19 protein-coding genes and 2 pseudogenes are annotated in these 23,794 nt (G+C 65.1%); 10 read left to right on the forward strand and 11 right to left on the reverse strand.

Annotation, left to right across the window (positions count from 1 at the left end):
• Entirely contained in the window at positions 1–969 is a 969-nt protein-coding gene (locus tag F8S13_02215; protein ID KAB8145915.1) for an aldo/keto reductase, read from the reverse strand.
• Positions 970–1,364: 395 nt separating this feature from the next.
• Between F8S13_02215 and F8S13_02220 the strand changes: the two genes are divergently transcribed.
• Positions 1,365–1,982 carry an SHOCT domain-containing protein gene (locus F8S13_02220; GenBank protein KAB8145916.1) on the forward strand — a complete coding sequence of 206 codons (618 nt, stop codon included), beginning with the start codon at positions 1,365–1,367 and terminating at the stop codon, positions 1,980–1,982.
• Positions 1,983–2,255: 273 nt separating this feature from the next.
• Here the strand turns inward: F8S13_02220 and F8S13_02225 are convergent, their stop codons facing one another.
• A complete protein-coding gene (locus F8S13_02225; protein ID KAB8145917.1) occupies positions 2,256–2,951 on the reverse strand; it encodes a helix-turn-helix transcriptional regulator in 696 nt (231 codons plus the stop codon).
• Positions 2,952–3,061: 110 nt separating this feature from the next.
• Here F8S13_02225 and F8S13_02230 point away from each other — a divergent pair, with 110 nt between their 5' ends.
• On the forward strand, positions 3,062–3,568 hold the full coding sequence (locus F8S13_02230; protein ID KAB8145918.1) for a peroxiredoxin: 507 nt from the start codon (positions 3,062–3,064) through the stop codon (positions 3,566–3,568).
• Positions 3,565–3,968: pseudogene (locus F8S13_02235) on the forward strand (amino acid-binding ACT domain-containing protein). The gene F8S13_02230 and the pseudogene F8S13_02235 overlap by 4 nt, the downstream one beginning before the upstream one ends.
• 322 nt (positions 3,969–4,290) lie before the next feature.
• Here F8S13_02235 and F8S13_02240 read toward each other — a convergent pair.
• Entirely contained in the window at positions 4,291–4,767 is a 477-nt protein-coding gene (locus F8S13_02240; GenBank protein KAB8145919.1) for a hypothetical protein, read from the reverse strand.
• 182 nt (positions 4,768–4,949) lie between these two features.
• Between F8S13_02240 and F8S13_02245 the strand changes: the two genes are divergently transcribed.
• Both F8S13_02245 and F8S13_02250 read left to right on the forward strand, forming a co-directional pair.
• Positions 4,950–5,984 carry an LD-carboxypeptidase gene (locus F8S13_02245; protein KAB8145920.1) on the forward strand — a complete coding sequence of 345 codons (1,035 nt, stop codon included), beginning with the start codon at positions 4,950–4,952 and terminating at the stop codon, positions 5,982–5,984.
• A 589-nt stretch (positions 5,985–6,573) separates the two neighbouring features.
• Positions 6,574–8,658 (forward strand): TerD family protein, encoded by a 2,085-nt coding sequence (locus F8S13_02250; protein ID KAB8145921.1) that lies wholly within the window; start codon positions 6,574–6,576, stop codon positions 8,656–8,658.
• Between the two features lie 53 nt (positions 8,659–8,711).
• On the opposite strand, the gene F8S13_02255 is transcribed toward F8S13_02250, so the two are convergent.
• Positions 8,712–9,131, reverse strand: coding sequence for a nuclear transport factor 2 family protein (locus tag F8S13_02255; GenBank protein ID KAB8145922.1), 420 nt, complete (start codon positions 9,129–9,131; stop codon positions 8,712–8,714).
• A 281-nt stretch (positions 9,132–9,412) separates the two neighbouring features.
• Between F8S13_02255 and F8S13_02260 the strand changes: the two are divergent.
• From F8S13_02260 to F8S13_02280, 5 genes and pseudogenes are all read left to right on the forward strand, one after another.
• Positions 9,413–9,877: pseudogene (locus tag F8S13_02260) on the forward strand (GAF domain-containing protein).
• A 1,143-nt stretch (positions 9,878–11,020) separates the two neighbouring features.
• Positions 11,021–11,227, forward strand: a complete 207-nt coding sequence (locus tag F8S13_02265) for a hypothetical protein (protein KAB8145923.1) — start codon at positions 11,021–11,023, stop codon at positions 11,225–11,227.
• Between the two features lie 13 nt (positions 11,228–11,240).
• Entirely contained in the window at positions 11,241–11,552 is a 312-nt protein-coding gene (locus F8S13_02270; protein KAB8145924.1) for a hypothetical protein, read from the forward strand.
• Positions 11,553–11,602: 50 nt separating this feature from the next.
• Complete coding sequence (locus tag F8S13_02275) at positions 11,603–12,103, forward strand: AAA family ATPase (GenBank protein ID KAB8145925.1); 501 nt, start codon at positions 11,603–11,605, stop codon at positions 12,101–12,103.
• A 295-nt stretch (positions 12,104–12,398) separates the two neighbouring features.
• Entirely contained in the window at positions 12,399–13,706 is a 1,308-nt protein-coding gene (locus tag F8S13_02280; GenBank protein ID KAB8145926.1) for a HAMP domain-containing protein, read from the forward strand.
• A 25-nt stretch (positions 13,707–13,731) separates the two neighbouring features.
• On the opposite strand, the gene F8S13_02285 is transcribed toward F8S13_02280, so the two are convergent.
• The 7 genes from F8S13_02285 to F8S13_02315 all read right to left on the reverse strand — a co-directional run bounded on the left by F8S13_02285 (position 13,732) and on the right by F8S13_02315 (position 23,791).
• The gene (locus F8S13_02285) at positions 13,732–14,805 is read right to left on the reverse strand and encodes a hypothetical protein (GenBank protein ID KAB8145927.1); all 1,074 of its coding nucleotides are present in this window, start codon (positions 14,803–14,805) and stop codon (positions 13,732–13,734) included.
• Between the two features lie 357 nt (positions 14,806–15,162).
• Positions 15,163–17,178: a DUF4157 domain-containing protein gene (locus tag F8S13_02290; protein ID KAB8145928.1), complete on the reverse strand. Its 2,016-nt coding sequence runs from the start codon at positions 17,176–17,178 to the stop codon at positions 15,163–15,165.
• Between the two features lie 589 nt (positions 17,179–17,767).
• Positions 17,768–18,949, reverse strand: a complete 1,182-nt coding sequence (locus tag F8S13_02295; GenBank protein KAB8145929.1) for a hypothetical protein — start codon at positions 18,947–18,949, stop codon at positions 17,768–17,770.
• A 171-nt stretch (positions 18,950–19,120) separates the two neighbouring features.
• Positions 19,121–19,336, reverse strand: a complete 216-nt coding sequence (locus F8S13_02300; GenBank protein KAB8145930.1) for a hypothetical protein — start codon at positions 19,334–19,336, stop codon at positions 19,121–19,123.
• A gap of 219 nt (positions 19,337–19,555) precedes the next feature.
• On the reverse strand, positions 19,556–20,686 hold the full coding sequence (locus F8S13_02305) for a hypothetical protein (GenBank protein KAB8145931.1): 1,131 nt from the start codon (positions 20,684–20,686) through the stop codon (positions 19,556–19,558).
• A gap of 59 nt (positions 20,687–20,745) precedes the next feature.
• A complete protein-coding gene (locus F8S13_02310; GenBank protein KAB8145932.1) occupies positions 20,746–22,158 on the reverse strand; it encodes an alpha-glucosidase/alpha-galactosidase in 1,413 nt (470 codons plus the stop codon).
• Positions 22,159–22,447: 289 nt separating this feature from the next.
• Positions 22,448–23,791 carry an alpha-glucosidase/alpha-galactosidase gene (locus F8S13_02315; GenBank protein ID KAB8145933.1) on the reverse strand — a complete coding sequence of 448 codons (1,344 nt, stop codon included), beginning with the start codon at positions 23,789–23,791 and terminating at the stop codon, positions 22,448–22,450.
• Positions 23,792–23,794 lie beyond the last annotated feature (3 nt).

Genomic DNA, 23,794 nt, shown 5'->3' on the forward strand with positions numbered 1-23,794 from the left:
CTACCAGGCGTAGGCGTTCGGAGCCTCGCCGCCCGGGCCAGGCCAGATCTCGTCGAGGCGGGCCAGCGTCTCATCCGAGAGCGTGATCTCCAAAGCGCGCAGCGAGCCATCCAGCTGCTCCATGGTGCGCGGCCCGATGATCGGTGCCGTCACCACCGGGTTCTTCAGCAGCCAGGCCAGCGCCACATCGGCAGGCTTCTCGCCCAGATCCTTGCAGAGCTGCTCGTAGGACTCCAGCTGGGGGCGGTACTTCTCGATCTGCTTCTGCTGGCGCTCATCGGCGCGGCGGCCCTCCGTCACCTTCTGCAGCACGCCGCCCAGCAGGCCGCCGCCCAGCGGGCTCCAGGGGATGATGCCCAGCCCATAGTGGCGGCAGGCGGGGATGACCTCAAGCTCGATGGTGCGGGCGTTGAGGTTGTAGAGGCTCTGCTCGGAGACGAGGCCCATGAAGTGGCGGGGCGCGGCGCTGCCCTGGGCCGTGGCGATGTCCCAGCCCGCAAAGTTGCTGCTGCCGACATAGAGCACCTTGCCCTCGCGCACCAGCTGCTCCATGGCCTGCCAGACCTCCTCCCAGGGGGTCGAGCGGTCGATGTGGTGCATCTGGTACAGGTCGATATGGTCGGTCTGCAGGCGGCGCAGGCTATCCTCGCAGGCCTTGCGGATGTGGTAGGCCGAGAGCCGCAGGTCGTTGGGGCCGTCGCCCATCTTGCCATAGACCTTGGTGGCGATCACCACCTGATCGCGACGCCCGCCCTGGGCGAACCAGCGCCCGATGATCTGCTCGGTGATGCCCTCGCCCTGCTTCCAGCCGTAGACATTGGCCGTGTCGAAGAAGTTGATCCCCAGCTCCAGCGCCTTGTCCATGATCGCAAAGCTGTCGGCCTCGGTGGTGAGCGGGCCGAAGTTCATGGTGCCCAGGCACAGTCGGCTGACGCTCAGGCCGGTGCGGCCCAGATGGGTGTACTGCATGTCGATAGTCCTTTTCTGCTGGTGAGGCAGCCATATCTTCTTCAATATGGCCTGCCGCTGCCGCTTCCTGCGCCGTCGAGGGCGGCGGGCGCACAGCAGCATCACGAACTCATCGCGCGTATCATACACAACCTAGAGCGCTCAAAGTCAAGGGGGAATATGGCTTGCGCTTCTCTTGCGCAAGCTGCCCCAGAGGCGCAGCGGCAAGCAGATCCTGCACCAGCAAAACGGTACGGTTCTACGTTCTTCTGGTAGAGAGGTTCACCCGACACATCAGCAAAGAAGGGAGGCATCTATACTGCTCGCGCATCCTCATCCAGGATAATTGCGCCATACCCACACGCGGCACAGGCCACGAGAAAAACCTACGATACGAAATTGAGAAAGGGGCGACTATGCGATCAGTACGGAATAGCCTGATCGGCTGGCTCATCTTCGGGATCGTGATCGTTCTCATCACCACCATCGCACCAACCTTTTTCTTCCAACAATCGTTTCCCTTCGGCGGCTCGGCGGGCGGGCCATTCGGAGGCTTCGACGCGCTCGGGATCATCATCCCTATCGTCGTCGTCGCGATCATCATCCTCTCCGTCCTGCCGTTCCTACGCATGCTGTCGCCCGCCAAGATCAAGGATGGTATCCCGGCATCTGCCAAGATCCTTGAGGTGCGGGACACTGGCGCAAGCATCAACGACAACCCAATGGTACAGCTGCTGCTGGAGGTGCGCCCTGCAGGCGCTGCGCCCTACCAGGCGACGGCCAAGGCCCTCGTCTCGCGGCTCAAGGTGGGCTATCTGATGCCGGGCGGGACCGTGCAGGTCATCTACGACGCGCACAAGCCCGAGCGGGTGGAGATCACCGAGATCGACGCACCCACGCCAAATGTCGACAGCCCCACATCCGCAGGCGGTCCCGCCGCCGCGCTTGAGCAGCTGGCCGCGCTGCATGGCAAGGGCCTGATCACCGATGAGGAGTTCCAGCAGAAGCGCGCGGAGGTGCTGCGCACTATGTAGGCTGCGCTGCAGCGAATAGGAGCTGCCCAGAGCCATGGGCCAGCATCTATCGCCGCACAGACACCCCAAGCCAGACACGCGACCACAGCTGAGATAGCTATCGCGCAGGGCTGCTACAATAGCTTCGCCAGATCACAGCAGAAGGAGCGCACCGCCATGCAGCCCACCATCAAGCCGCCGCGCCTAGAGATCGGCGCGACCATCGGCATCGCTGCACCGACCTACGCCGAACAGCACCAAGGTGAATGAGCGCCGATAGCGCTGGCCAACTGCCTAGCGCGGCCCGACATCTATGCCCCACTCATGTGCAAAGCCAGCGCGGCCCACATCGGTCAAACGTAGCGCGCGGCTCGTCGCCACGCGGCTGAGCCAGCCCTGGGAAAGCAGCCAGTCGGCCAGGGCCGCCCCAAATGCACCGGCCACGTGGTAGCGGCGCTCGCTCCAATCCAGGCAGGCGCGGGCTGCCGCCCTTCGCCCGTGCACAAGCTGCTCGCCATCGATCCCGCGCTGGGCCAGCCAGCCAATGCCCTGCGGCGTCATGTGGTAGGGCTCGCCTGCCTGGGAAAGCAACCCGCGCTCGACCAAGCGATCGGTGAGCTGCACGCCCAGCGAGCCAGCCAGATGGTCGTAGCACGAGCGCGCAAACCGCAAAGCCCGTGCGCTTTCCGACTGGCGCAGCGATATAATCTTCGCGGGAGCCGCGATCGAGGCCAGGGTCTCCAAAGCCCGCGCCACATCGGCGCTGGCAAGCCGATAGTAGCGATGCCGCCCCGAGGCGACTACATCTATCAGCCCACCCTCGCGCAACCGCGAAAGATGAGAGCTGGCGGTCTGCGGCGTGACGCTGGCGCAGGCCGCCAGCTCGCTGGCCGTAAGCGCCCTGCCGCCAAGCAGCGCGGCAAGCATGGCGGCGCGGGCCGGATCGCCGATCAGCGCGGCGGCCTGGGCAAAGTTCGGATCTGCTGGCATACTTCCATGCTCCTCTAACCAATGGCGCTCTACAATAGGTCTATCGATGATAGCACGCCAGCCCTTCGATAGCGGTCGAAGGGTGGCCAAGGCAGAGGGGCGATCCTTTCATGGCAAAGCACAGAGCAACTATTCTATGGGAGCGCAATGGGGCAACGTTCAGCGACAACCGCTATAGCCGAGGCCATCGCTGGCTATTCGACGGCGGCAGCGAGGTTGCGGCCTCATCATCGCCCGCTGTCGTGCCACTGCCGCTCTCGGTGGCGGCGGCGGTCGACCCCGAAGAGGCATTTGTCGCCAGCCTGTCGAGCTGCCACATGCTATGGTTCCTATCGATCGCGTCCAAGCATGGCTACACGGTAGAAAGCTACCGCGACGAGGCCGAGGGGATGATGGGCTACGACGAGGGCGGCAGGCAGCTGATGGCGCAGGTGACACTCCGCCCCATGGCGCGCTTCGCCAGCCACGACCAGCCGAGCGCGGCGGATGTGGAGGAGATGCACCGCGACGCCCACGAGCAGTGCTTCATCGCGCGCTCGGTGAAGACCGATGTGCGCTGCGAGCCTATCTATGCAGAGCATGCGACCGACATAGCCATCAGGAGAGCACACCTATGAATGATCTAGCCATCCTGCTTGAGAACCAGCCCGGCGCTCTGGCGAAGATGGGCGAGGCCCTGGGCCGCGGGGGGTAAGCATCGAGGGCGGCGGCGCGTGGGTGGCCGATGGGCGCGGGGTGGCGCACTTCCTCTTCGCCGACGGCGCGGCGGCGCGGCGGGCGCTTGAAGATGCGGGCATCCACGTGCTTGAAGAGCGCGAGGTGCTGATCCAGAAGCTACGGCAGGATGTGCCCGGCCAGCTCGGCCTGCTGACCAGACAGATGGCCGAGGCCGGGGTAAACATCGAAGTGCTCTACAGCGACCACAGCCACCAGCTTATTCTCGTAGTCGACGACCACGCGCGCGGGCGGGCGGTCTCGGAGGCGTGGCAAAAATCGGTCTCGTCGCCAAACCGCTAGGGGGAGAGCGTTTCACCACGAAGACTCGAAGACCCGAAGAACAAAAGACCATTTACCACCAAGACGCCAAGGCTCCAAGATCTGCAAAAGACCATTTCACCACGAAGACGCGAGGGCACGAAGCAGGGAAGGACGTTTACCACCAAGACGCCAAGGCTCCAAGTTTCGCGAGAGACCGGTTTACCACCAAGACGCGAAGACACGAGGCGGGGAGAGCTGTTTAGCTCCAAGGCTCCAAGGCCCCGAGAAAGAGGAGAGCGCAGGCATATAGGCGCAGCAGCGGCGGGATACCGCACAAAGAAGCCGCCGCCCTATGCCCAGATCAGATCTGGGCGTGGGGCGGCGGCTCGCTGCCTGTTGTGGCCTGCCTATTCAGGAAGGCCAGAAGCATTTTTATGGCATTCAGCAGATACCAGACAAGATAAACGCCAGTGAGCACGACCCAGAAGACTGGCTTCACGACAAAGCTCACCAGATCGAGGTCAGGCGTAGCGTATTCCGGTAGGCCGCTGAGGCCGTAGGCAATGTTGATCTTGGCCCCTTTTTGCGTATTCTGCCAGATCGTATAGGGGGTGGGGACTTTCACCTGCTCGCGCTTCGGGCCGCCAATCGTCACACACTCCAGATAGTACGAGTGCTGAGAACTATCTTTGCTCACCACCTGCGCCTGCACCAAGCGCGCCCCTGGGATCTTCCCCATGACCTGGAGATTGGTACACAGATCGAGCGCGTTATACAAAAACGCACCGATCATCAGCAAAGTAAACAGCGTCGGATCGAACTCACTGCGGCGACGCATAGCGTCACTCCTTCATGTGGCCCACGGCAAGACTGCGCAAAGCCACCTACACCCACAGAACAACAGCAGAGCGACAAAAACAAAAACGAATCTTCCAATAGGCGAGCAGAAGCGTGCTATAGTAGACCGATCAGCAGCTGCGCCGCATCGAAAGCAACGTTATATACGCCCGAACTACGCCGATGTTTCGCAGAAACCAAGAATCTACCACCGCACCACAAAAAGGATCAGATCTCGCCATGCAGCCCACCATCAAGCCGCCGCGCCTAGAGATCGGCGCGACCATCGGCATCATCGCGCCGTCGAACGCGCTGCTGCCCGCCCGCGAGGAGCACTACCGCCGCAGCGTGGATGCGCTGCAGCGCCTGGGGTTCCGCACCAAGGAGAGCGCGCAGCTGCGCGAGCGGCACTGGTGGAGCGCGGGCGCTCCCGCTCAGATCGCCGCCGCCATCCACGAGCAGTTCGCCGACCCCGAGGTGCATGCCATCGCCACCACGGCGGGCGGGGCCACCGCCATGCTCGTGGCCGACCTGCTGGACTACGACCTGATCCGGCGCAACCCCAAGCCGTTCATCGGCATGAGCGACATCACCACCTACCAGTGGGCCATGTGGGCGCGCAGCAGGCTGGTGGGCTTCCACGGCAACTGCCTGACCGCCGGGTGGAGTGAGTGGTTCGCCGCACACCCCGCGCCGTACCAGCGCGCCATCGAGGCCAGCTACCTGCGGCTGCTCACCGAGCCAGCGCCGCTCGGCCCGCTGCCCGAGCTGATGCCCTGGGAGACGTGGCGCGAAGGCCGCACCCATGGCGTGCTGCTGGGCGGCCTGCTGCGGCGCTTCGCCGACCTAGCGGGGACGCGCTACTTCCCGCCGCTGGAGGTTTTCGACGGGGCCATCCTGTTCTGGGAGGAGGTCGACCGCTCGCTGCCGGACATCACGCTGAACCTAGCCAAGCTGCGCAGCCTGGGCGTGCTCGACCGCATCGGCGGCATGGTGGTGGGCAAGGTCGCGCTGCCGCCCGAGAGCGTCGCGCCGCACCACCCGAGCCTGCGCGAGGTGGTGGTGGAGCTGACGGGTGGCGCGGGGGGCTGCCCCATCCTGGCGGGCGTCGATTTTGGCCATGGCGTCTCGATGCTGCCCATGCCGATCGGTGTGGCGGCGCGGCTGGACAGCGGGACGCGCCTGCTGGAGGTGACCGAGCGGGCGACCGAGGGATAGGGAGTAGGGCAATCACAGCACAGTATAAATGTATAGATATAGAAGGCCCCTTACCACCAAGACTCCAGGACACCAAGGAAAAAAGGGTGTACTATCACAAGGCGCAAAACACGAAGGGGAAACCGATTGCCCCAAGATGCCAGAACGCGAAAAGAGAGCAGACAAAACCCATAGAGCCTGTTCTGCACATTTGGCATCTTTACAACGCCATGGCCACATGCTAGAATCATCGGCGCGGCGGCTATTGGCAGGCTTCCTTCTCAAAAATCGTAGGATTAGCGTGCCCGCTCTCCGCTGCACCACTAGCGCTCCTGCCCCTGGCAGGGGCGTTTGCCTTGCCCGCTGTCACCGCAACACATCGGCAGGGGCGCACGCTGTGGTGCTAGCTCTGATCGCATCTCCGAGAACGCATAGAGCCTAATATGCACATTTGGCATCTTTACAACGCCATGGCCACATGCTAGAATCATCGGCGCAGCGGCTATTGGCAGGCTTCCTTCTTCTCTTCCTGACTTAGCTTGCCGGCTCTCCGCTGTACCGCTGGCGCTCCTGCACCCCGCAGGGGCGTTCGTGTTCTACGAGGTGCCATGTGCAACAGGCGATCTACCTGCGCCACCGACGGCGCATCCTGCTGCCCGAGCCGCAGGGCAGCGCGGCCCCGGCGCACGCCGCCACCCTGCTGAAGAACATCGAGGCGCTGGGCTTCACCGACAGCGCGGCGCTGCTTGAGCGCATGCGGCAGGCCTCGACCGCGCAGCTTGGCCAGCTCTATACGGATGTGCTGCCCGCGCTGCGCGAGCTGGTGGGCGCACACGTGGCCTTCAAGCCGATGTACCCCGGCTTCCCCGAGCAGGTGATGAGCGCGTCGGACGCCCAGCTCTACATCAACGCGCTGATCCACTACCTGACGCACCAGACGCCGCCGCCCAAGCCCATGCTGCGCAGGCCGCTGATCGAGCGCAGCCACCTGAACATGATCGACCTGGGCAACGAGGATGACTTCCGCATGATCTGCACGCGGCTGCTGGGCGCGAAGAGCGCGATCTCGGCGGCGGACAAGCAGGATGTGCGCTGGTTCTTCCAGCGCTACGGCGACGGCGCGCTGGCGCTGGTGCCCGAGCAGGTGCCGCTGCGCGAGAACGCGGCGCTGCTGGGGGCGTGCATCCTGCGCCACACCACGCAGGCCGAGCGCGAGCTGCCCCGCCACATCAAGAGCGCCACCGATGTGCTGCGCCTGGCGGTGGCCCTGGCCGACGGCGACCTGAGCCTGGCCCAGCCCACGCGCTTCCCCAGCTACCGCAGGGCCGAGCGCCGCACGCTGCTGGCGCTGCTGGAGCGCGCGCCCCGGCGCATGGAGGACATGCTGCGCTACCCCGAGCCGTGGAAGCGGCTGGGCGAGCGGCTGCACCCCGGCGAGCTACAGAAGCAGTTCCCGCAGAGCTACGAGGCCTTCGCCGTCATCCGCAATGATCTGCCCGCGCCCACTTTTCGCGGGCAGGTGGAAAGAGCGATCGCCGACGGCGAGCTGGGCCAGGCGCTCGGCCTGCTGGCCACGCGCCCCGGCGAGCTGGCGCGGCGGCTCGACCACCTGCTGCGGATCGCGCCCGAGCCGGTGGCCGCGCTCGACCGCTTCGCCACCGTGGCGGCTCAGGTGTCCACGCCGGTGCTGCTGCAGCTGCTGGCCCACCTGATGCACCGCAGCGAGATGCGCCCGCTGCGCACCTTCTTCCCCAAGGGCGACGCGGCGAAGGCCTGGGCGCGCAGCAACACGCTGCCGCCGCTAGACGAGGGGCTGCGGGCCAGGGCCGAGCAGATCTGCCGCGCGGCGCTGATCGAGCGCTTCCGCGCGCTGCCGCCGCTGGGCCGCGTGTTCGTGGATGAGCGGCTGCGCGACTACACCGTGCCGTTCACGCAGCGCTCGGCCAGCAAGGCGCTGCGCACCATCCCGCGCGGGTCGCGGCTGCCGCTGCCGGATGGCGAGACCGTGCGCTTCTTTCTGTGGTGGAAGGAGGGGATGGTGAACGGCCAGCCGACCGGCCGGGTGGACATCGACCTCTCGGCGGTGCTCTACGACCACGGCTGGGGCTACCTGGAGCACATCTCGTATACCAACCTGCGCTCGCAGAAGTACCGCGCCGCGCACAGCGGCGACATCGTGACCGCGCCGAACGGCGCGTGCGAGTTCATCGATATCGACATCGCATCGGCGCTGCGCTACGGCGGGCGCTACGTGGTGATGTCGGTCAACGCCTTCACCGATCAGCCGTTCTGCAACCTGCCCGAGTGCTTCGGCGGCTGGATGATGCGCAGCGACCCCGGCTCGGGCGAGCCGTTCGAGCCGACCACCGTGCAGGACAAGCTGGACCTGAGCGCGGATACCCGGATCTGCATCCCCGTGATCATCGACCTGCACGAGCGCCGCGTGGTGTGGGCCGACCTGGCGCTGCGCCGCGACCCAAGCTGGAACAACAACATCGAGGGCAACGCCAAGGGCACCCTGATCATGGGCCAGGCCATGACCACGCTGGCCAAGCCCGATCTGCACACGCTGTTCTCGCTGCACGCCGAGGCGCGCGGCACGCCCGCCCTGCGCGAGCAGGCCGATGTGGTGTTCGCCCCCGACGGCACGGTGACGCCGTTCGACATCGGCCTGATCCTGGCCGAGTACCTATAGGCCAAGAAGATCGCGCAGCCCGCCCTTCAGGCTGCGGGCTGCGCGGCGGGCCGCTACTCGCCGAAGCGGCTGTTGGGCACGCCCAGCGAGAAATGGGCGTGGACCATGCGCCAGCCGCCCGCGCCGCGCTCGAACACCGCCGTGAGCCGGAACGATACCAGCCGCCCATCGGGCAGACGCCAGCTGGCGCGGTCGGTCAGCCAGCCCATGTCGCCGCTGCGAAATGCGCTGGGCTGGCTGGACTCGATCGGCATGCTGCCGCGTCGGCTCCAGGCCTCGCCCCAGGTACGGGCGATCTGCTCGCCGCCCTCCCACCACTCCTCGCCGTCGGTGCCGATCAGCAGCGCGTCGGGGGATGCCGAGACAAACTCGGGCAGAAAGGCTGCCTCGCCCTGGGCCGAGGCCGCATAGTAGCGCTGGATGAGCGCGCATAGCTCGGGTGCTGGTTCCATATTTCTCCTCGGTTTCGCCATTAATGACAGCACAGCATGTAGCGCAGATCGGGCCAGCGCGCAAGCGCAGCCCTTCTCCAAATGGGCGTGCTACCCTCCGCATAGCTTCCCTAACGGCAATCAACCAGCCATCATGGGCTATTCGTAGCGCAGCTGCGGCCAGCCGCCCGCTCCGAACATATGGGTAGGCCACCCATCGCCGTACGAGCAGATATAAAAAGAGCAGCTGGCAATAAATTATGCTATAGTTGAGAGAGCTAAATTATTCTTACTCTTCTGTGTCACTCGAAGAAAGCCCGATAATGATCCAGCCTCCATCTCACCCAGATGAGCAGAACCGCCTCGCGACGCTCCACAGCTACAATATCCTCGACACGCTCCCCGAGTCCACCTTCGACGACCTCACGCGGCTGGCCGCCTATATCTGCGGCACGCCGATCGCCATGATCTCGCTGATCGACGACAACCGCCAGTGGTTCAAATCGACCCAGGGCCTCGACCTCGCAGAGACCTCGCGCGACGAGGCGTTCTGCTCGTACACTATCCTGGGCGACACCCCCATGGTGGTGCCCGACGCCCAGCAGGACGCGCGCTTCGTCGACAACCCGCTGGTGACCGGCGACATCGGCGTGCGCTTCTACGCCGGAGCGCCGCTGGTAGCGCCCGACGGCCAGCAGCTCGGCGCATTGTGCGTGCTGGACAAGGACGCGCGGCAGCTCAGCCCCGAGCAGCTCGACGCGCTCACCGTGCTCAGCCACCAGGTGATGATGCAGATCGAGCTTCGCCAGAAGGCCGAGGAGCTTGAGCGCAACATCGCCGTGCTCCACTCCACGCTCGACGCCATGAGCGACGGCGTGATGGTGGTGGATAACGGCAAGCGCATCACCCACCTCAACAACGCGTTCATTAAGCTGTGGAAGATCCCTACCGAGATCGCCAACGCGGGCGATCGCTCCGGCCTGCTGCGCTGGGTGGTGGATCAGTTCGACGATGCCCAGGAGTTCGTGCGCGCCGCCAACGCCGTCTACGACGACCCCGAGGCCTCCACCGAGGAGATGCTCTACCCCAAAGATGGCCGCGTCATCCTGCGCTACAGCCACCCCCAGCGCTACGGCGACGAGATCCTGGGGCGCGTGGTGGGCTTCCGCGATATCACCGTGCGGGTGCGGGCCGAGGCCGCGCAGCTGCGCATGCGCGAGGAGATCATCGCGGCGCAGAACGCGGCGCTGGCCGAGCTGTCGACCCCGCTCATCCCGCTGAGCGACCAGGCCGTGATGATGCCGCTGATCGGCACGCTGGACTCGCGCCGCGCGCAGCAGGTGGTGGACACGCTGCTGGACGGCGTGGCGACCCACCACGCCGAGATCGCCATCCTCGACATCACCGGCGTGCAGGTGGTAGACACCCAGGTGGCCCAGGCGCTGGCCCGCGCGGCCCAGGCCGTGCAGCTGCTGGGCGCGCGCGTGGTCGTCACCGGCATCCGCCCCGAGGTGGCCCAGACACTGGTGAGCCTGCAGGTGGATTTCGGCACCACCATCACGCGCGGCACCCTGCAGGAGGGCATCCGCTACGTGCTGACCCGCACGGAGTAGCCCGCCCGCGCCAGCGCGCCAGCCGGGGCACCACCCTGGCTGGCGCGCTTTTGATTCTGGGGGATCCTTTTACCGCCAAGACTCCAAGACGCCAAGGGAGCAAAGAACCGATTCACCACGGAGACGCGAAGGGGCAAAAGAGAAAGGTGGGACGGGGGATCAAGAATAGCTTGCGATCTGCGGTGCATTGAGAGCAAAAACGCTAGGCAGAAACAAAGGCTGCATCGCTCTATCTTATGCTATTATAGGGTAGCATTATTTCGCCCAACGAAAGCCCCATACAGCAGCATCCTTCAAGCACAGCAAGGGAAACCGACCATGCGCACCGTCCAAATCATCGCGATCATCCTGCTTGGACTGTATCTCATCCCCACCACCCTGTCGCTGATCGCAGGCGGCATGGCGCTGGCCCAGAACGGCCCCAACGACTCCTACACGCTCGGCACGTTCATGGGCAGCCTGGTGGTGGAGCTGGTGCTGCTGGTGATCATCTCGCGCATCTTCAAGGCCCTGCGCCGCAGGTAGGAAGAGAAAGACTATGGCGCTTCCGCAAAAAGGCGCGCGCGGCATCGTGGTGGATGGGGTGGCGTACCGCTGGCGGGTGCGGGGCAGGCCCACCTACGATCAGGCGCTGGGCTGGAGCACGCTGAGCTTCGCCGCCGAGCTGGCCGCGCGCCCAGGGGCGACCCTGGTGGTGCGGACGCCATACGCCCACCCCAGCAACTGGGTTGGCATGCCTGCGACGCCGATCGCGCCCACACTGGTGGCCGCCGCGATCCGCAGCGCGCTGGCGCAGGGCTGGCAGCCCGAAGCCCCAGGGGCGGCGCGCGTGATTGATTATGTCGAATAATCCAAGGCGCTCGCCTGCGGGCACCGCCCCACAAAAGAAAGCACCAGCCTATGCTCTACATCTTCGCTGGCCTGCCAGGGGCCGGAAAATCAACGCTCGCCCGGCAGCTGGCCCAGCGGCTGAACGCCGCATACCTGCGCGTAGACACCATCGAGCAGGCGCTCCGCGACGCCGGGGTGGTGATCCATGGCCCCGAGGGCTACATGATCGCCTACCGGGTGGCAGGCGACAACCTCAGAATTGGGCTGCCTGTCGTGGCCGACACGGTCAACCCCCTGCAGATCACCCGCGACGCATGGCGCGCGGTCGCCGCCCAGGCCGATGCGCCATATGTCGAGATCGAGATCATCTGCTCTGATCTGGATGAGCACCGCAGGCGTGTCGAAACGCGCGCCGCAGATATCGAAGGCTTCCCGCTGCCCACCTGGGACGATGTCACCCAGCGCCAGTTTGAAGAATGGGATACCACGCACATCCAGATCGATACTGCCGGGCAGACGCCAGCCCAGAGCATCGCGGCGCTAGAGCACGCGCTCACGCTCCGATCATGAGGCATCCGCCATAGATCTTGCACGCCTCAGCCCAGATCGACACATCTACCGCAATGCCCAAGACTCCACTGCGATCCCAGGCCAGGGGGAGCAGACCGCACCCCGCGCCGCCGCCAAAGGCACCCGCCCACATATGGTATAGTAGGGGGCATACGTAGAGGAGCTAGGAAGCACCAGATCGAGCCAGCACAACCGTGTGCGTGGCTCTTTGTTGCGCTTCTCCCTGTAAGATGTCACAGGCGATGCTGGACCATGTCTGTACCAGCATCGCTCCACCAGCTAGAAGACCGGACCTATGCAAGCACACAATCAGCGGCTGACCACGAGAGTCACCATCGGCGGGGTGATCGCGCTTGGTATTATCGCGATCGCCTTCGCCTCGATCGCCTGGAACCTGATCAGCATCAACAGCTCGGTCAGCTACCTCTCCTCCCACGTGGTCCGGCAGGCTATGGACAGCAGCCTGTTCAACGCCGTGGTCTTTCGCACCATCGCCGAGTCCGAGTCGTTCGGGCGGGCCAGGAAGTCGGCGGACCGCCAGGAGACGCTGGATGCGCTGCGCAGCACCAAGGACATGCTGGCCGAGCTGGAGCAGCTGGCCAACGACCACCCCGGCGCGGCCAGCGCCCCCGACCACGCCGACCAGCTGGCGCTCCAGCGGCAGCGCCAGGAGATGTACGCCCAGCTGGAGCCGCTGGTGAAAAACGTGCTGGCCGCCGCCGAGATGAACGATAACGACCAGCTGCGCACACTCTTCGCCCAGATGGACACCTTCGAGCGCACCACCGAGGCGATCGAGGACCGGTCGAGCGAGCTGACCGGCGTCTCGGTGCGCTACGCCGAGGAGCTGTCGGCGCAGGCCACCCAGCGCACCATCGTGCTGGCCGTCGGCCTGTTCGCGCTGCTCTGCCTGATGGGCCTGACCATCACGGTGCTCATCCGCCGCGAGATCACCCAGCCCATCGGCCAGCTGGCTGCGGCGGCGGGCCAGGTGGGCGCGGGCAACCTCGACCCCTACATCGCCGAGGGCAAGGACAACGAGATCGGCCAGCTCCAGCAGGCCTTCCGCTCCATGCTGGCCAGCCTGCGCTCCAGCAGCGCCCAGCTGATCGAGCACCAGCACACCCTAGAGCACCGCGTGGCCGAGCGCACCGCCGAGCTGCGCCAGGCCCTGGCCGAGCGCGAGCAGCTGATCGGCACGGTGCGCGGCCTCAGCTCGCCGGTGGTGCCGATCTCCGACGGGGTGCTGGCCATGCCGCTGATCGGCGTGATCGACGACGCCCGCGCCGCCGACATCCTGGAGGTGCTGCTGGGCGTGGTGGAGCAGCGCCGCGCCCGCCACGTGCTGCTGGATGTCACCGGCGTGCCGCTGATCGACACCCAGGTGGCGGCCATGCTCATCCGCTCCGCCGACGCGGCCCGGCTGCTAGGCGCGCGCGTGGCCCTGGTGGGCCTGCGCCCCGAGCTAGCCCAGACAATCGTGGGCCTGGGCATCGACATCGCCCACATCCCCACCTACCCCGACCTGCAGACCGGCCTGCACGCGATCGAGCGCGCCAGGCAAAAAGCGGTCGCGCCCCGGAGCTTGGGGCGCAACCGCTAGGCGGGGGCACTGGGGCCGCCGGGTGCTAGACCGCGTCGGACTGCTGCGGCGGCAGATTCTCCAAGATCGTGCCCAGCCCGCGCTCGGTGGCCTTGTTGGGGTTCTCCACGTAGAACTTCAGCAGCGCCCGCACACACTCGTCCTGGTCGGTGAAGCCCTGCCAGGTCTCCTCCAGCGCCATGTTGCCGTTGATCTCCATCATCGTGCCGTCCTCCAGCGTGTAGATCGCGTGCCAGTAGATCGGCATAGAAGGGAAGATCTCGCGGATGATCGGCACCTCCTGGCGGAACAGCACCGCGTCGGCCTCGAAGGTGCGCAGGAAGACATGCACGGCGGGCGGCTGCTGGCGCACAAACACCGTCGAGAGGATGTTCCAGAGCGGGGCCTGCAGCACCCAGTCGCGGTGAAACTCGATCTGGTCGGCCACCTTGCCCAGCGGCGTCTCCTCCAGCGGGGTGAAGCCGCGCTGGTGGGCGTAGGGGCTGAGCGCCAGCCCACCCGACCACAGCGCCAGCGGGGCATCACCCACCGACAGGTAGTCGGCCATCAGGTTGGCGACCTGCTGAAAGCACTGGTTATCGTTGCGGATGATGTTGCGCTGGCTCTGCTCCAGCACCACGCCCTCGCCGTGCTCCAGCTGCTCCAGCTGGTGCTGGATGTGATCCTGCTCGCGGAAGCCCTGCAGCAGCAGCGACCATGACTGGTCGATCAGGCCGCCCGGGAAGCCCAGCGAGGCCATCAGCCCGGCGTACAGCCCGTACTCGGGGTGGGCGGTGGGGTCTTGGTCGTAGTGCTTGGGCGCAGCCTCGGCGGTGGGGAACTTGCGCTGGATGACCCCGCCCGCCTGGGGCGTGGCTGCGGCGGGGGCTTCGGCATTGGGCGCGGCCATCACCTGCTCGGCCACGCGGTCGGCCTCGCGCTCGTGGGGGCTGTCGGCTGCGCCCACGGCCAGCTTGGCCTGGATGGGCAGGCCGTGCAGCGGCAGCGCCCCAAAGCGATGGTTCAGCGACACGGGGGCCGTGGCGGGCGGCTGGCCCTGGGCGGACGGCTCGGCGGGCGCGGGCGTGGCGGGCGCGCGGCGGGTGCGCTGGTGTGGCATGGTTTCTCCCCTGCGGTGCGTCGATCGCCCCATGTTGTGTGATCGCGCCTTCATGAAGATGCGTGCGCTTTATGTGTGTTCTTGCCGATCACATCACTTTCAGCGCAGTATACCACAGCAGGGCAAGGTGGCATACTTTCGTATATGATATTGCTCCTACCTCAGAAAAGATATCATATCTCATCATTCATAGCATATACCGATTGTCGCAGCCGCTAAGCTGAGGGTGTGCTCAAATATTGGCGATGGCGCGGCGCAGCAGGGTAGGCCGCAGCCCGTGGCTACCGGGCTTGAGCAATAAATACCGCTCTGGTTATATCAACCAGAGCGGTATTCACTATAAGATCCGTGGCGAGCTTACCAAAGATTTGGGCGAGGAAGATTGCCCTGCGCCGCTTTCGCCTTCGCAATAAAGGTCTTATTAGCGCCCTCTGTTTTCATGAGTTCCCGTTTTAGCACATCGTCGGCGAGATTAAAGACCGCCCTCGGATCAGTTCGCATGCTGCCTGCTTTGTTCGACTGATCGCCAGCAGCTTTAAAGACCCGGAAAGGGCCATGATTCTGCGGGCCAATCTCCCCCACAGGGAATTTATCACCCACTGGCTTGCCCGATGGGTCCTGCGTGGCCACATCAAGCGCTTGCCCCGTAGCATTATGCGATTGACCATGGTAACCCGTTATCTTGTCGAACAACTTATCGTTATGGTTTTCATTCGCAACGCTCTGGATCTTCGCATTAAAGGCCTTGGCATAGAGCAAGCGCAGCTCCTCAGATTCCTGCATGGTGCCAATGCTCTGGTTCTCGGGTAGCCCTCCTGCGGTATTCCCACCGCGAGAATAGCTGATAAAGTTCTTATTAAAGCTCTCCGCATAGGCCTGCAGGTGCGGGCTTGGTCCCACCTTCATGTCCAAGACGATACCCTGCTGCGTGCCGCCGAGATACGACTTTGTAAGGTCGACCATGTTGTATATATGTTCTCTCTTAGGGCTCTCGGTTTGTCGTGCCGCATGAAGCCACCTGTTTAGGATCGACCGCGCATCTTTCAACTCCGCCTGCGGCGTCCCCACCTCGGCGCTGTTGTCATTCCCAAGGGTAGTGCTCAAATCGATGATGTTTGCATCGCCCGCCTCCAGCCCCAAGCTCTCTACGGTGTGAGGGGCTTTGGCACCGAAGGGCTGGATGTAGATATTGACGGTGTGGCCGAGCGCGCGCCAGGAGTAGATGTTGAACTTCTCCAGGGCCCCCAGCTTATTATTGCCAAACCACACATAGTTGATGATCAACCCGCCGCCACCCTGTGCCTCTGGGGCGGATTGCTCAGCTTCGGCTGGCCCCTTATCCCCGCTCACCGCCTGCTTGGGTTTCTCCTGGGCGCGCTTAGCAACCTCCTGCTGGACCTCCTGCTGGGCCTCCTCGCTGGCCTTGGCGATGGCGGCCAGCGGTGGGGCGGACTGTTTTTCCTCCTCGGGCTGCTTCTCCGCAGGCTGCTTCTCCTCAACAGGCTGGGCCTGCTGCGCCTCAACCTCCGCGCTCGGCGCGGCCTCGGCGCTGCCGCTGAACGCGGGCAGGCCATACTGGTTTTGGAAGGCGCGCAGCACGTCGTCGATGCTTGTGAAGTCCTGGTCAGAGCTTTGCACGGCCGCAAAAAGCGCGCGCCGATCTTTAAACGGGATCGATATGCCTTTAGCGACGAGCTGAACGCGTAAGCCCTCTTCATTTATCTGCGCCAGCGCGCCGCCGAGCTTGCGCTGCACCACGGGCTTGCGGGCCACCCCGCCGGTCTGCTGCACCACGTGGGTCAGCTCGTGGGCCAGCAGGCGCTGCCCCGCGCCCGAGCCGATGTCGGTGTGGCCCTCGCCCATGTAGATGTCCGAGCCGTGGGTGAAGGCCTGGGCGCTCACCTGGCGGTTGAGCTGGGCGGACTCGCCGCCGGTGTGGATGCGCACCCCCGAGAAGTCGGCGCCAAAGCGCGGCTCCATGAAGGCCCGCGTGGCCTCGGGCAGCGGGCTGCCGCCGCCCGCAGCGCCCAGCTGCTGCTCGAAGCCCGCGCCCGCCTCGAAGCTGCCCGCCGCGCCCTCGCGGCTGGTGCGCAGCCCGCCCGCGTCCAGCGGCGAGATCGCGGCGGTCGCCTGCTCCTCGATCTCGCGGTCGGGCGCGGCCATCACTTGGTCGGCCACGCGGTCGGCCTCGCGCTCGTAGGGGTCATCGGCTGCGCCCACGGTGAGCTTGGCCTGGATAGGCAGGCCATGCAGCGGCACCGCCCCAAAGCTATGGTCGAGCGATATAGGGGCCGCACTGGGCTGCTGGGCCTCGGCGGTCGGCTGTGCGGATGTGGGCTGCTGGCGCGGGCGGCGGAGACGCTGATGTGACATGGGTTTTCTCCTAAGCTCGGTACCGAGTCTCGTAGCGGCTGCTCACAGCAACGATTCTGCGGCTGCCATAGCGCAGAATGGCATTGTTTATGCTGGTGCACCTGCTTTTCATCAGCAGGCGCGTGCTTTCACACGGTTATTTATCTGCTAGAATATCTATATCTAACTTGCGAAAGTATACCACATCTTGCTTCCATGCAGATATTTCATATACGCTCTATCACTGTAAATTAATCGTGCACGCTCTTAAGAATAGTATCTATATGTGCGGATATTGAGATAGCATGGTCATCAGAGCAAAAAGATACGCCGGTAGAAATATTTGCGCCTCATCTTGACACATCATATTGGCCTATCGCGCAAAAGCGCATATCGTAGTGCTTTTGCACACTTCGCCTGCGATTCACAGCCATGCGCACTTCTGGCGCGTGGAGCTTCGAGAGCGGCACTGCAGGATTGATGCCAAACCGCACATGCCCGGCACTGCGGCACCACGGGCGCAACACGATGCCGCTGATCGTGGGTGGGCACGAGGCCCGCCCACGATCAGCGGCATCGACAGGTGGTTTGCGGCGTGGCGCGGCTGGCGCTAGTTGGCCCGCAGGATGCGCAGGCCGCCGTCGCCGTCGGCCACCACGATCCGGTCGCCGCTGACGCGGATGATGTTGGCAGTGCCCGGCGTGTCGTAGCTGCCCAGCAGCTGCGGCGCGGTAGGGTTGCCCACATTGATCACGCTGATGCCCGCCTCGCCCTGGGCCAGATAGAGCAGCGTGCCCCCGACGGTCGTCATGTCGTGTGCGGGGAGCACGCCCGCCAGCTTGCCGAGCTTGACGGGGGCGAAGGGGTTGCTCACATACCAGATCGAGAGACCGCCATCGCCGACCACATACAGCCGATACCCGTTCAGCGCGAGCATGCTATTCGAAACTGGGATGGTGCCGACCAGCTGGGGCTGGTCGCTATCGGTCACATCAAAAATGCTGACCTTGCTACTATCGCTCACATAGGCATAGGAGCCCGAGGCCACCACCGAGTTTCCGCTCCACGCTCCTGCTGTTCCTACCGCCACATACGCCCTATCGCTGATCCCAAAGGTGCTGAGCAGCGGATAGGGGATCGAGCGCGCTGGCAGGCTGGTGGCGTAGAGGTGCGCGCCATCGACCCAGATGTGGCTCAGGTGAAATGCGGGCAGGGCGCTGATCTGGCCGACCGCGTCGGGCTGGCTGATGTCCCACAGGCCCAGCGTGGTGCTGATGCAGCATGATGAGTAGACGGCCTCGCTCTTGGTGTAGAGCCGCGAATCGCGGGCGCGGATCTCGCTGATGCTAGCGATCAGCTGCGGGTCGCCAGAGACCGCGCCAACATTCACGGGGGCGGCGGGGTCGCTGATGTCGGCAATGCGCAGCGCTCCGTCGCCATTGTAGTAGACGCGGTCGCCCACCACATCCAGCGCGGTGACGCGGCCAGTGATCACGCCCGTCTCCTGGATGCGCCGGGTCTCCAGGACCATGGGTAAGTAAATGAAGGTTGTGGGGTGGTAGCCTCCATTATACGGAGTGATGGTCATCGTATAGGGCCTCGCGCTGTTGCCCCCCACCGGAGTGGTGGTAGGCGAGGGCACATACAGGCAAGCGATCTTGCCGCAGTCCGCATCCTGCGGGGCAGGCGCGGCGCGCAGCGTGCCGGGGCCAAACAGCCAGATCGCAGACAGGATGAGCAGCGTAGCGCCCAGCGAGGCCAGGGCGGTCAGGAGGGTATTTCGCAGAGACATGAGCAGCCTCCTTAGGTATGATCGATTTAGCCGGATCGTACCCAAGAAGACGCTGCGAAGCCATACCGCCAGGCTGACGGTTGGCTGCAAATACCGTCAGGATGAGCAGTGCCAAGGCGGCGTTGTGCATCGCCGCCCTGCCGCGATGCACAACACGTGCGGCCCGACGCGCTAGGCCCGGATGCCCAGGGCCTCTAGCAGCTGGCGGTCATCGCGCAGCGCCACCTTGGCCACCGAGACGAAGTCCTCCAGCCAGTCCTCCAGCGCATCCAGCGCCGCATCGCGATCCTCGGTGGCCCGCTCGGCGTCGCTGCGCTCGCTGTCCAGCACAGAAAAGAGACGCTCGGCGCATGGGCGCTGGCGGCAGGGCGGGACGTAGGCGATCATTTCGATTGAGATCGTGGCCCTTTTGGGGAGGAGGGGCAGCATTATTATTCGGGGGTATCGTAGCACACCGCTAGGCACAACGCAAGTTTTCTTCGCTTCCCAAAGGGTTAAATGGAACGCGTGCGAAAACTTCCTAGCCACAAAAAGTTCAGCCCACAAAGCGCGGCTGTGGCTCGGGGTGTTTTCCACCCAGCCACAGCCGCTGCTGGCACGCTACCCCTACTCGGCCCGCAGGATGCGCAGGCCGCCATCGCCGTCGGCCACCACGATCCGGTCGCCGCTCACGCGGATGATGTTGGCAGTGCCCGGCGTGTCGTAGCGGGCCAGCAGCTGCGGCGCGGCGGGGTCGGCCACGTCGATCAGGCTAATGCCCGCCGCGCTCTGGGCGAGGTAGAGGCGGCGCGCCTGGGCAAAAACGTCGGCGGCGCGCGGGATGCCTGCCAGCTCGCCCAGCTTGGCAGGGGCCGCAGGGCTGCTCACATCCCAGATCGAGAGACCGCTGTCGTTCACCACATACAGCCGCTTGGCATCAAGCGCCACGATGCTCTCGGTGACTGGGATGGTGGCCACCAGCTGCGGGTGCGCGCTATCGCTGATATCGAAGATGTCCACGCCGTCGGCAGCGCCGACATAGGCATAGCCAGCGGAGGCCGCCACCGAATACCCGCCGCCAGACTTCGCCTCGCCTGACTTCAGATACCCGCTGTCGCTGATCACATAGGTTGCAAGCTCGGGGCTTTGCGGGCCAGCCCAGAACAAGCTGATAGCGTAAAGATGCGAGCCATCGACCGCGATACGGTTGACCTGGTACGTGGGCAGAGCGCCGATCTGGCTGGCCACATCGGGCTGGCCGATGTCCCATAGCCCCAATGTGGTGCTGATGCAGCAGGCCGAGAGCCGAAATTCGCTCTTGGTGTAGAGCCGCGCGCCGACGGCGTGGATCTCGGTGATCGCCTGCCTGTCGCCGATGAGGGTGCCGACCTCGGCGGGTGCGGCGGGGTCGCTGATGTCGGCAATACGTAGCGTGCCATCGCCGTCGTAGTACACGCGGTCGCCCAGCACATCCAGCGCGGTGACGCCGGTGCGGATCGCACCAAGCTGCTGGATGCGCACAGGGCGCGAGATCATGGGGATGTAGACGCAGGATGCGGCGGCGCACCCCGCTTCCTGGGGGGCGGGCGCGGCGCGCAGCGCGCTGGGACCAAACAGCCACATGGCGACCAGGGCCAGCAGCGTAGCGCCCAGCGCGGCGCAGGCGCTCAGGAAGGTATGTCGCAAAGGCATGACAAAAGCTCCTTGGGTATGATCACGATTGGCATGATCGTACCCAAGAAGCCGCTGCGAAGCCATATGCCCGCCTGACGTTTGGCTGCAGATAACGTCAGGCGGGCATATGGCAGACGCACCGATCAGCGGTAGGCGGGCAGCCAGTCGCCGTGGGCGGCGATCAGGTCATCCACCAGCGACCAGATCTGGTCGAGGCTCAGCTCGGCGGCGGTGTGGGGATCGAGCATGGCGGCGTGGTAGATGTGCTCGCGCTGGCCAGTGAGCGCGGCCTCCACCGTGAGGCCCTGGACGTTGACGTTGGTCTGCATCATGGCGGCCAGGTGGGGCGGCAGCGCGCCCACGTGGGTGGGCTGGAGGCCGTTCTTGTCAACCAGGATGGGCACCTCGACGCAGCAGCCCTGGGGCAGGTTGTCGATCAGGCCCGCGTTGGGCACGTTGCCGTAGACCACGCGGGGCTGGCCGGTCTCCATCGAGTGGATGATCAGCGAGCCGTACTCGCCGGAGTGGCGCTTGTGGCCCTCGGCCTGCTCGGCGGCCCACTCGGCGCGCAGCTGCTCGGCGCGCTGGGGGTCGTGGGCCTGCAGGTGGGCCAGCCACTGCTCGCGGCGGGCCTGCTCGTAGCGGGCCATGGCGGCGGGGTCGGGGTCTTCTAGGGCGACGCGCATGCCCTCCCAGTCGGCCAGCTGGTTCTCGCAGCGGCGGGGGTACTCATCCAGCGGGATGTTGAAGCGGTCGATCAGGTCCGGGCGGTCGCGCTTGATGAACCAGGGCACGTACTCGCTGAAGTGCTCGCTGGACTCGGTGACGAAGTAGCCGAGGCGCTGGAGCATCTCGTAGCGCACGCGGTTCCAGTCGGGGGCGCGGCCCTCCTGGGCCACCTGGCGGATGAGCGGGTAGAGATCCTGGCCCTGGCGCTCGAAGCGCAGGTAGAAGGCCATGTGGTTGATGCCCGCGCAGGTGTAGTTGATCTCGTCCACCGGCACGCCGATGTCGCGCGACAGCTCCTCGGCGGTGTTCTGCACGCTGTGGCAGAGGCCCACGGTGCGGATCTTGGTGGCGCGACCGATGGCCCAGCAGTTCATGGCCATGGGGTTCACGTACTGCAGGAAGGTCACATCGGGGCAGACCTCCTCCATGTCGCGGCACATGTCGAGCAGCACGGGGATGGTGCGCAGGCCGCGCATGATCCCGCCGATGCCCAGGGTGTCGGCGATGGTCTGGCGCAGGCCGTACTTCTTGGGGATCTCGAAGTCGACCACGGTGCTGGGGCGGTAGCCGCCGACCTGGATCATGCAGATGGCGTAGTCGGCCCCGTCCAGGGCGCGCCGCCTATCTTGGGTAGCCTGGATGGTGGCGCGGCCACCGGCGGCACGGGCCATGTTGCCCGCCACCACCTCGGATGTGCGCAGGCGGGCGGCGTCGATGTCGTACAGGCTGATGGTCGAGTCGGCCAGCTCGGGGAAGCTAAAAATGTCGCCGAGCAGGTTGCGGGCGAACACGGTGCTGCCCGCGCCAAGAAAGGCTATCTTTGCCATAGTCGTTACCTCTGTTTTTTGAACCACGAAGACACGAAGACGCGAAGGGGTTTTACCACTAAGGTTTTTGAACCACGAAGGCGCGAAGACGCGAAGGGTTTTTATCGCCAAGACTCCAAGATTCTGCTTTCTTGGTGTTTTCGTGTCTTTTTTGAACCACCAAGATGGTTTTTTATTACAAAGACTCCAAGATTTTCTCCCTTGGTGTCTTGGTGCCTTGGTGGTGAATCTTGTCGGTTCTCCCTTCGTGCCTTCGTGTCTTCGTGGTAAATCGGTCTCCTATACGCCTCTAGCGGAGAGCAGGGAACTGCGGGAGCCAGCGGGCCTGGGCCTTGAGCAGCTCGTCGGTCATGGCGTGGATCTGGGGCAGGGTGGCCACGGCGGCGGTGAGCGGGTCGAGCAGCACGGCGTGGTGCACGGCCTCGATCTGGCCGGTGAGCGCGGCGTGGACGATCAGCTCCTGCACGTTGATGTTGGTGCGGTTGAGCGCGGCCAGCTGCGGCGGGTAGTCATCCACGCGGGTGGGCTGGATGCCGTTGCGGTCGACCAGGCAGGGCACCTCGACGCAGCAGCCCGCAGGCAGATTGGGGACGAGGTCGCGGTTAGGCACGTTGCCGTTGATGCGGATGGGCCGGTCGGTCTCCACCGCCTCGATGATCCACGAGCCGTACTCGTGGGTGCGCTCCTCGGGCGGGGCCTTCGCGCCCGAGATCAGGTCGTCGAACTCGTGCTGGGCCTCATCTAGGCGCTCGATGCAGTGGCGCAGGTAGCCGCCGGTGCGCCCGTTGTCGAACCAGAAGTCGCCCTTGCTGGTGAAGCGCGGCACCAGCTCGCCGTTCACCATGGCGGCGCTCTTGCGGAAGTAGGGCACGTACTCGCTGGCGTGGCCGCTGGACTCGGTGACGAAGTAGCCGAAGTGCTTCATCATGTCGATGCGCACCGGCTCCTCGCCGTAGATCGTAGAGTCCTGGATGGCCTCCCAGAGCTGCGGGTAGAGATCCTGGGTGCCGCGCCGGAAGCTGAGGAAGAAGGCCTGGTGGTTGATGCCCGCGCAGCGAAAGTTGACCTCGCCGTAGGGCGCGCCCGCCCAGCGGGCCAGCATCTCGCTGGTGCCCTGCACGCTGTGGCAGAGCCCCACGTGCGGGCGGCCGGTGGCGCGGTCGTAGGCCCAACAGTTGGCGGCCATGGGGTTCACGTAGTTGAGCAGCAGCGCGTCGGGGGCCAGCTCGTCCATATCGCGCCCCAGCTGGATGAGCACAGGGATGGTGCGCAGGGCGCGGAACACGCCGCCGGGGCCGAGTGTGTCGCCCACGCACTGCTCCACGCCGTAGCGCTGCGGGATCTCGATGTCGAGCTTGTAGGCCTCCAGGCCGCCCTGCTGAAAGGTGGTGACCACGTAGCCCGCGCCGCGCACGGCCTCGCGCTGGTCGGTGGTGGCCTCGACCTTGGCCTTCAGGCCGCGCGCGTCGATCAGGGCCTGCACCAGGTCGCGGGCCTGGGCCAGGCGGGCCGGGTCGAGATCCATCAGGCAGATGGTGCTCTCCTGGAGCGCGGGGGTGAGCAGAATATCGCTGCAGAGGTTGCGGGTGAACACGACGCTCCCCGCTCCGATGAAGGTGATCTTGGGGGCCATGGG

The organism is Chloroflexia bacterium SDU3-3 (assembly GCA_009268125.1).
GTDB lineage: Bacteria > Chloroflexota > Chloroflexia > Chloroflexales > Roseiflexaceae > SDU3-3.

What these genes read in the sequence shown, in the direction of transcription:
- F8S13_02215 (KAB8145915.1), bottom strand. Translation starts at nt 969, where the DNA reads ATGCAGTACACCCATCTGGGCCGCACCGGCCTGAGCGTCAGCCGACTG.
- F8S13_02310 (KAB8145932.1), bottom strand. Translation starts at nt 22,158, where the DNA reads ATGGCAAAGATAGCCTTTCTTGGCGCGGGCAGCACCGTGTTCGCCCGC.
- F8S13_02265 (KAB8145923.1), top strand. Translation starts at nt 11,021, where the DNA reads ATGCGCACCGTCCAAATCATCGCGATCATCCTGCTTGGACTGTATCTC.
- F8S13_02245 (KAB8145920.1), top strand. Translation starts at nt 4,950, where the DNA reads ATGTTTCGCAGAAACCAAGAATCTACCACCGCACCACAAAAAGGATCA.
- F8S13_02225 (KAB8145917.1), bottom strand. Translation starts at nt 2,951, where the DNA reads ATGCCAGCAGATCCGAACTTTGCCCAGGCCGCCGCGCTGATCGGCGAT.
- F8S13_02280 (KAB8145926.1), top strand. Translation starts at nt 12,399, where the DNA reads ATGCAAGCACACAATCAGCGGCTGACCACGAGAGTCACCATCGGCGGG.
- F8S13_02275 (KAB8145925.1), top strand. Translation starts at nt 11,603, where the DNA reads ATGCTCTACATCTTCGCTGGCCTGCCAGGGGCCGGAAAATCAACGCTC.
- F8S13_02220 (KAB8145916.1), top strand. Translation starts at nt 1,365, where the DNA reads ATGCGATCAGTACGGAATAGCCTGATCGGCTGGCTCATCTTCGGGATC.
- F8S13_02230 (KAB8145918.1), top strand. Translation starts at nt 3,062, where the DNA reads ATGGCAAAGCACAGAGCAACTATTCTATGGGAGCGCAATGGGGCAACG.
- F8S13_02240 (KAB8145919.1), bottom strand. Translation starts at nt 4,767, where the DNA reads ATGCGTCGCCGCAGTGAGTTCGATCCGACGCTGTTTACTTTGCTGATG.
- F8S13_02285 (KAB8145927.1), bottom strand. Translation starts at nt 14,805, where the DNA reads ATGCCACACCAGCGCACCCGCCGCGCGCCCGCCACGCCCGCGCCCGCC.
- F8S13_02255 (KAB8145922.1), bottom strand. Translation starts at nt 9,131, where the DNA reads ATGGCGAAACCGAGGAGAAATATGGAACCAGCACCCGAGCTATGCGCG.
- F8S13_02270 (KAB8145924.1), top strand. Translation starts at nt 11,241, where the DNA reads ATGGCGCTTCCGCAAAAAGGCGCGCGCGGCATCGTGGTGGATGGGGTG.
- F8S13_02295 (KAB8145929.1), bottom strand. Translation starts at nt 18,949, where the DNA reads ATGTCTCTGCGAAATACCCTCCTGACCGCCCTGGCCTCGCTGGGCGCT.
- F8S13_02315 (KAB8145933.1), bottom strand. Translation starts at nt 23,791, where the DNA reads ATGGCCCCCAAGATCACCTTCATCGGAGCGGGGAGCGTCGTGTTCACC.
- F8S13_02300 (KAB8145930.1), bottom strand. Translation starts at nt 19,336, where the DNA reads ATGATCGCCTACGTCCCGCCCTGCCGCCAGCGCCCATGCGCCGAGCGT.
- F8S13_02290 (KAB8145928.1), bottom strand. Translation starts at nt 17,178, where the DNA reads ATGTCACATCAGCGTCTCCGCCGCCCGCGCCAGCAGCCCACATCCGCA.
- F8S13_02305 (KAB8145931.1), bottom strand. Translation starts at nt 20,686, where the DNA reads ATGGCTTCGCAGCGGCTTCTTGGGTACGATCATGCCAATCGTGATCAT.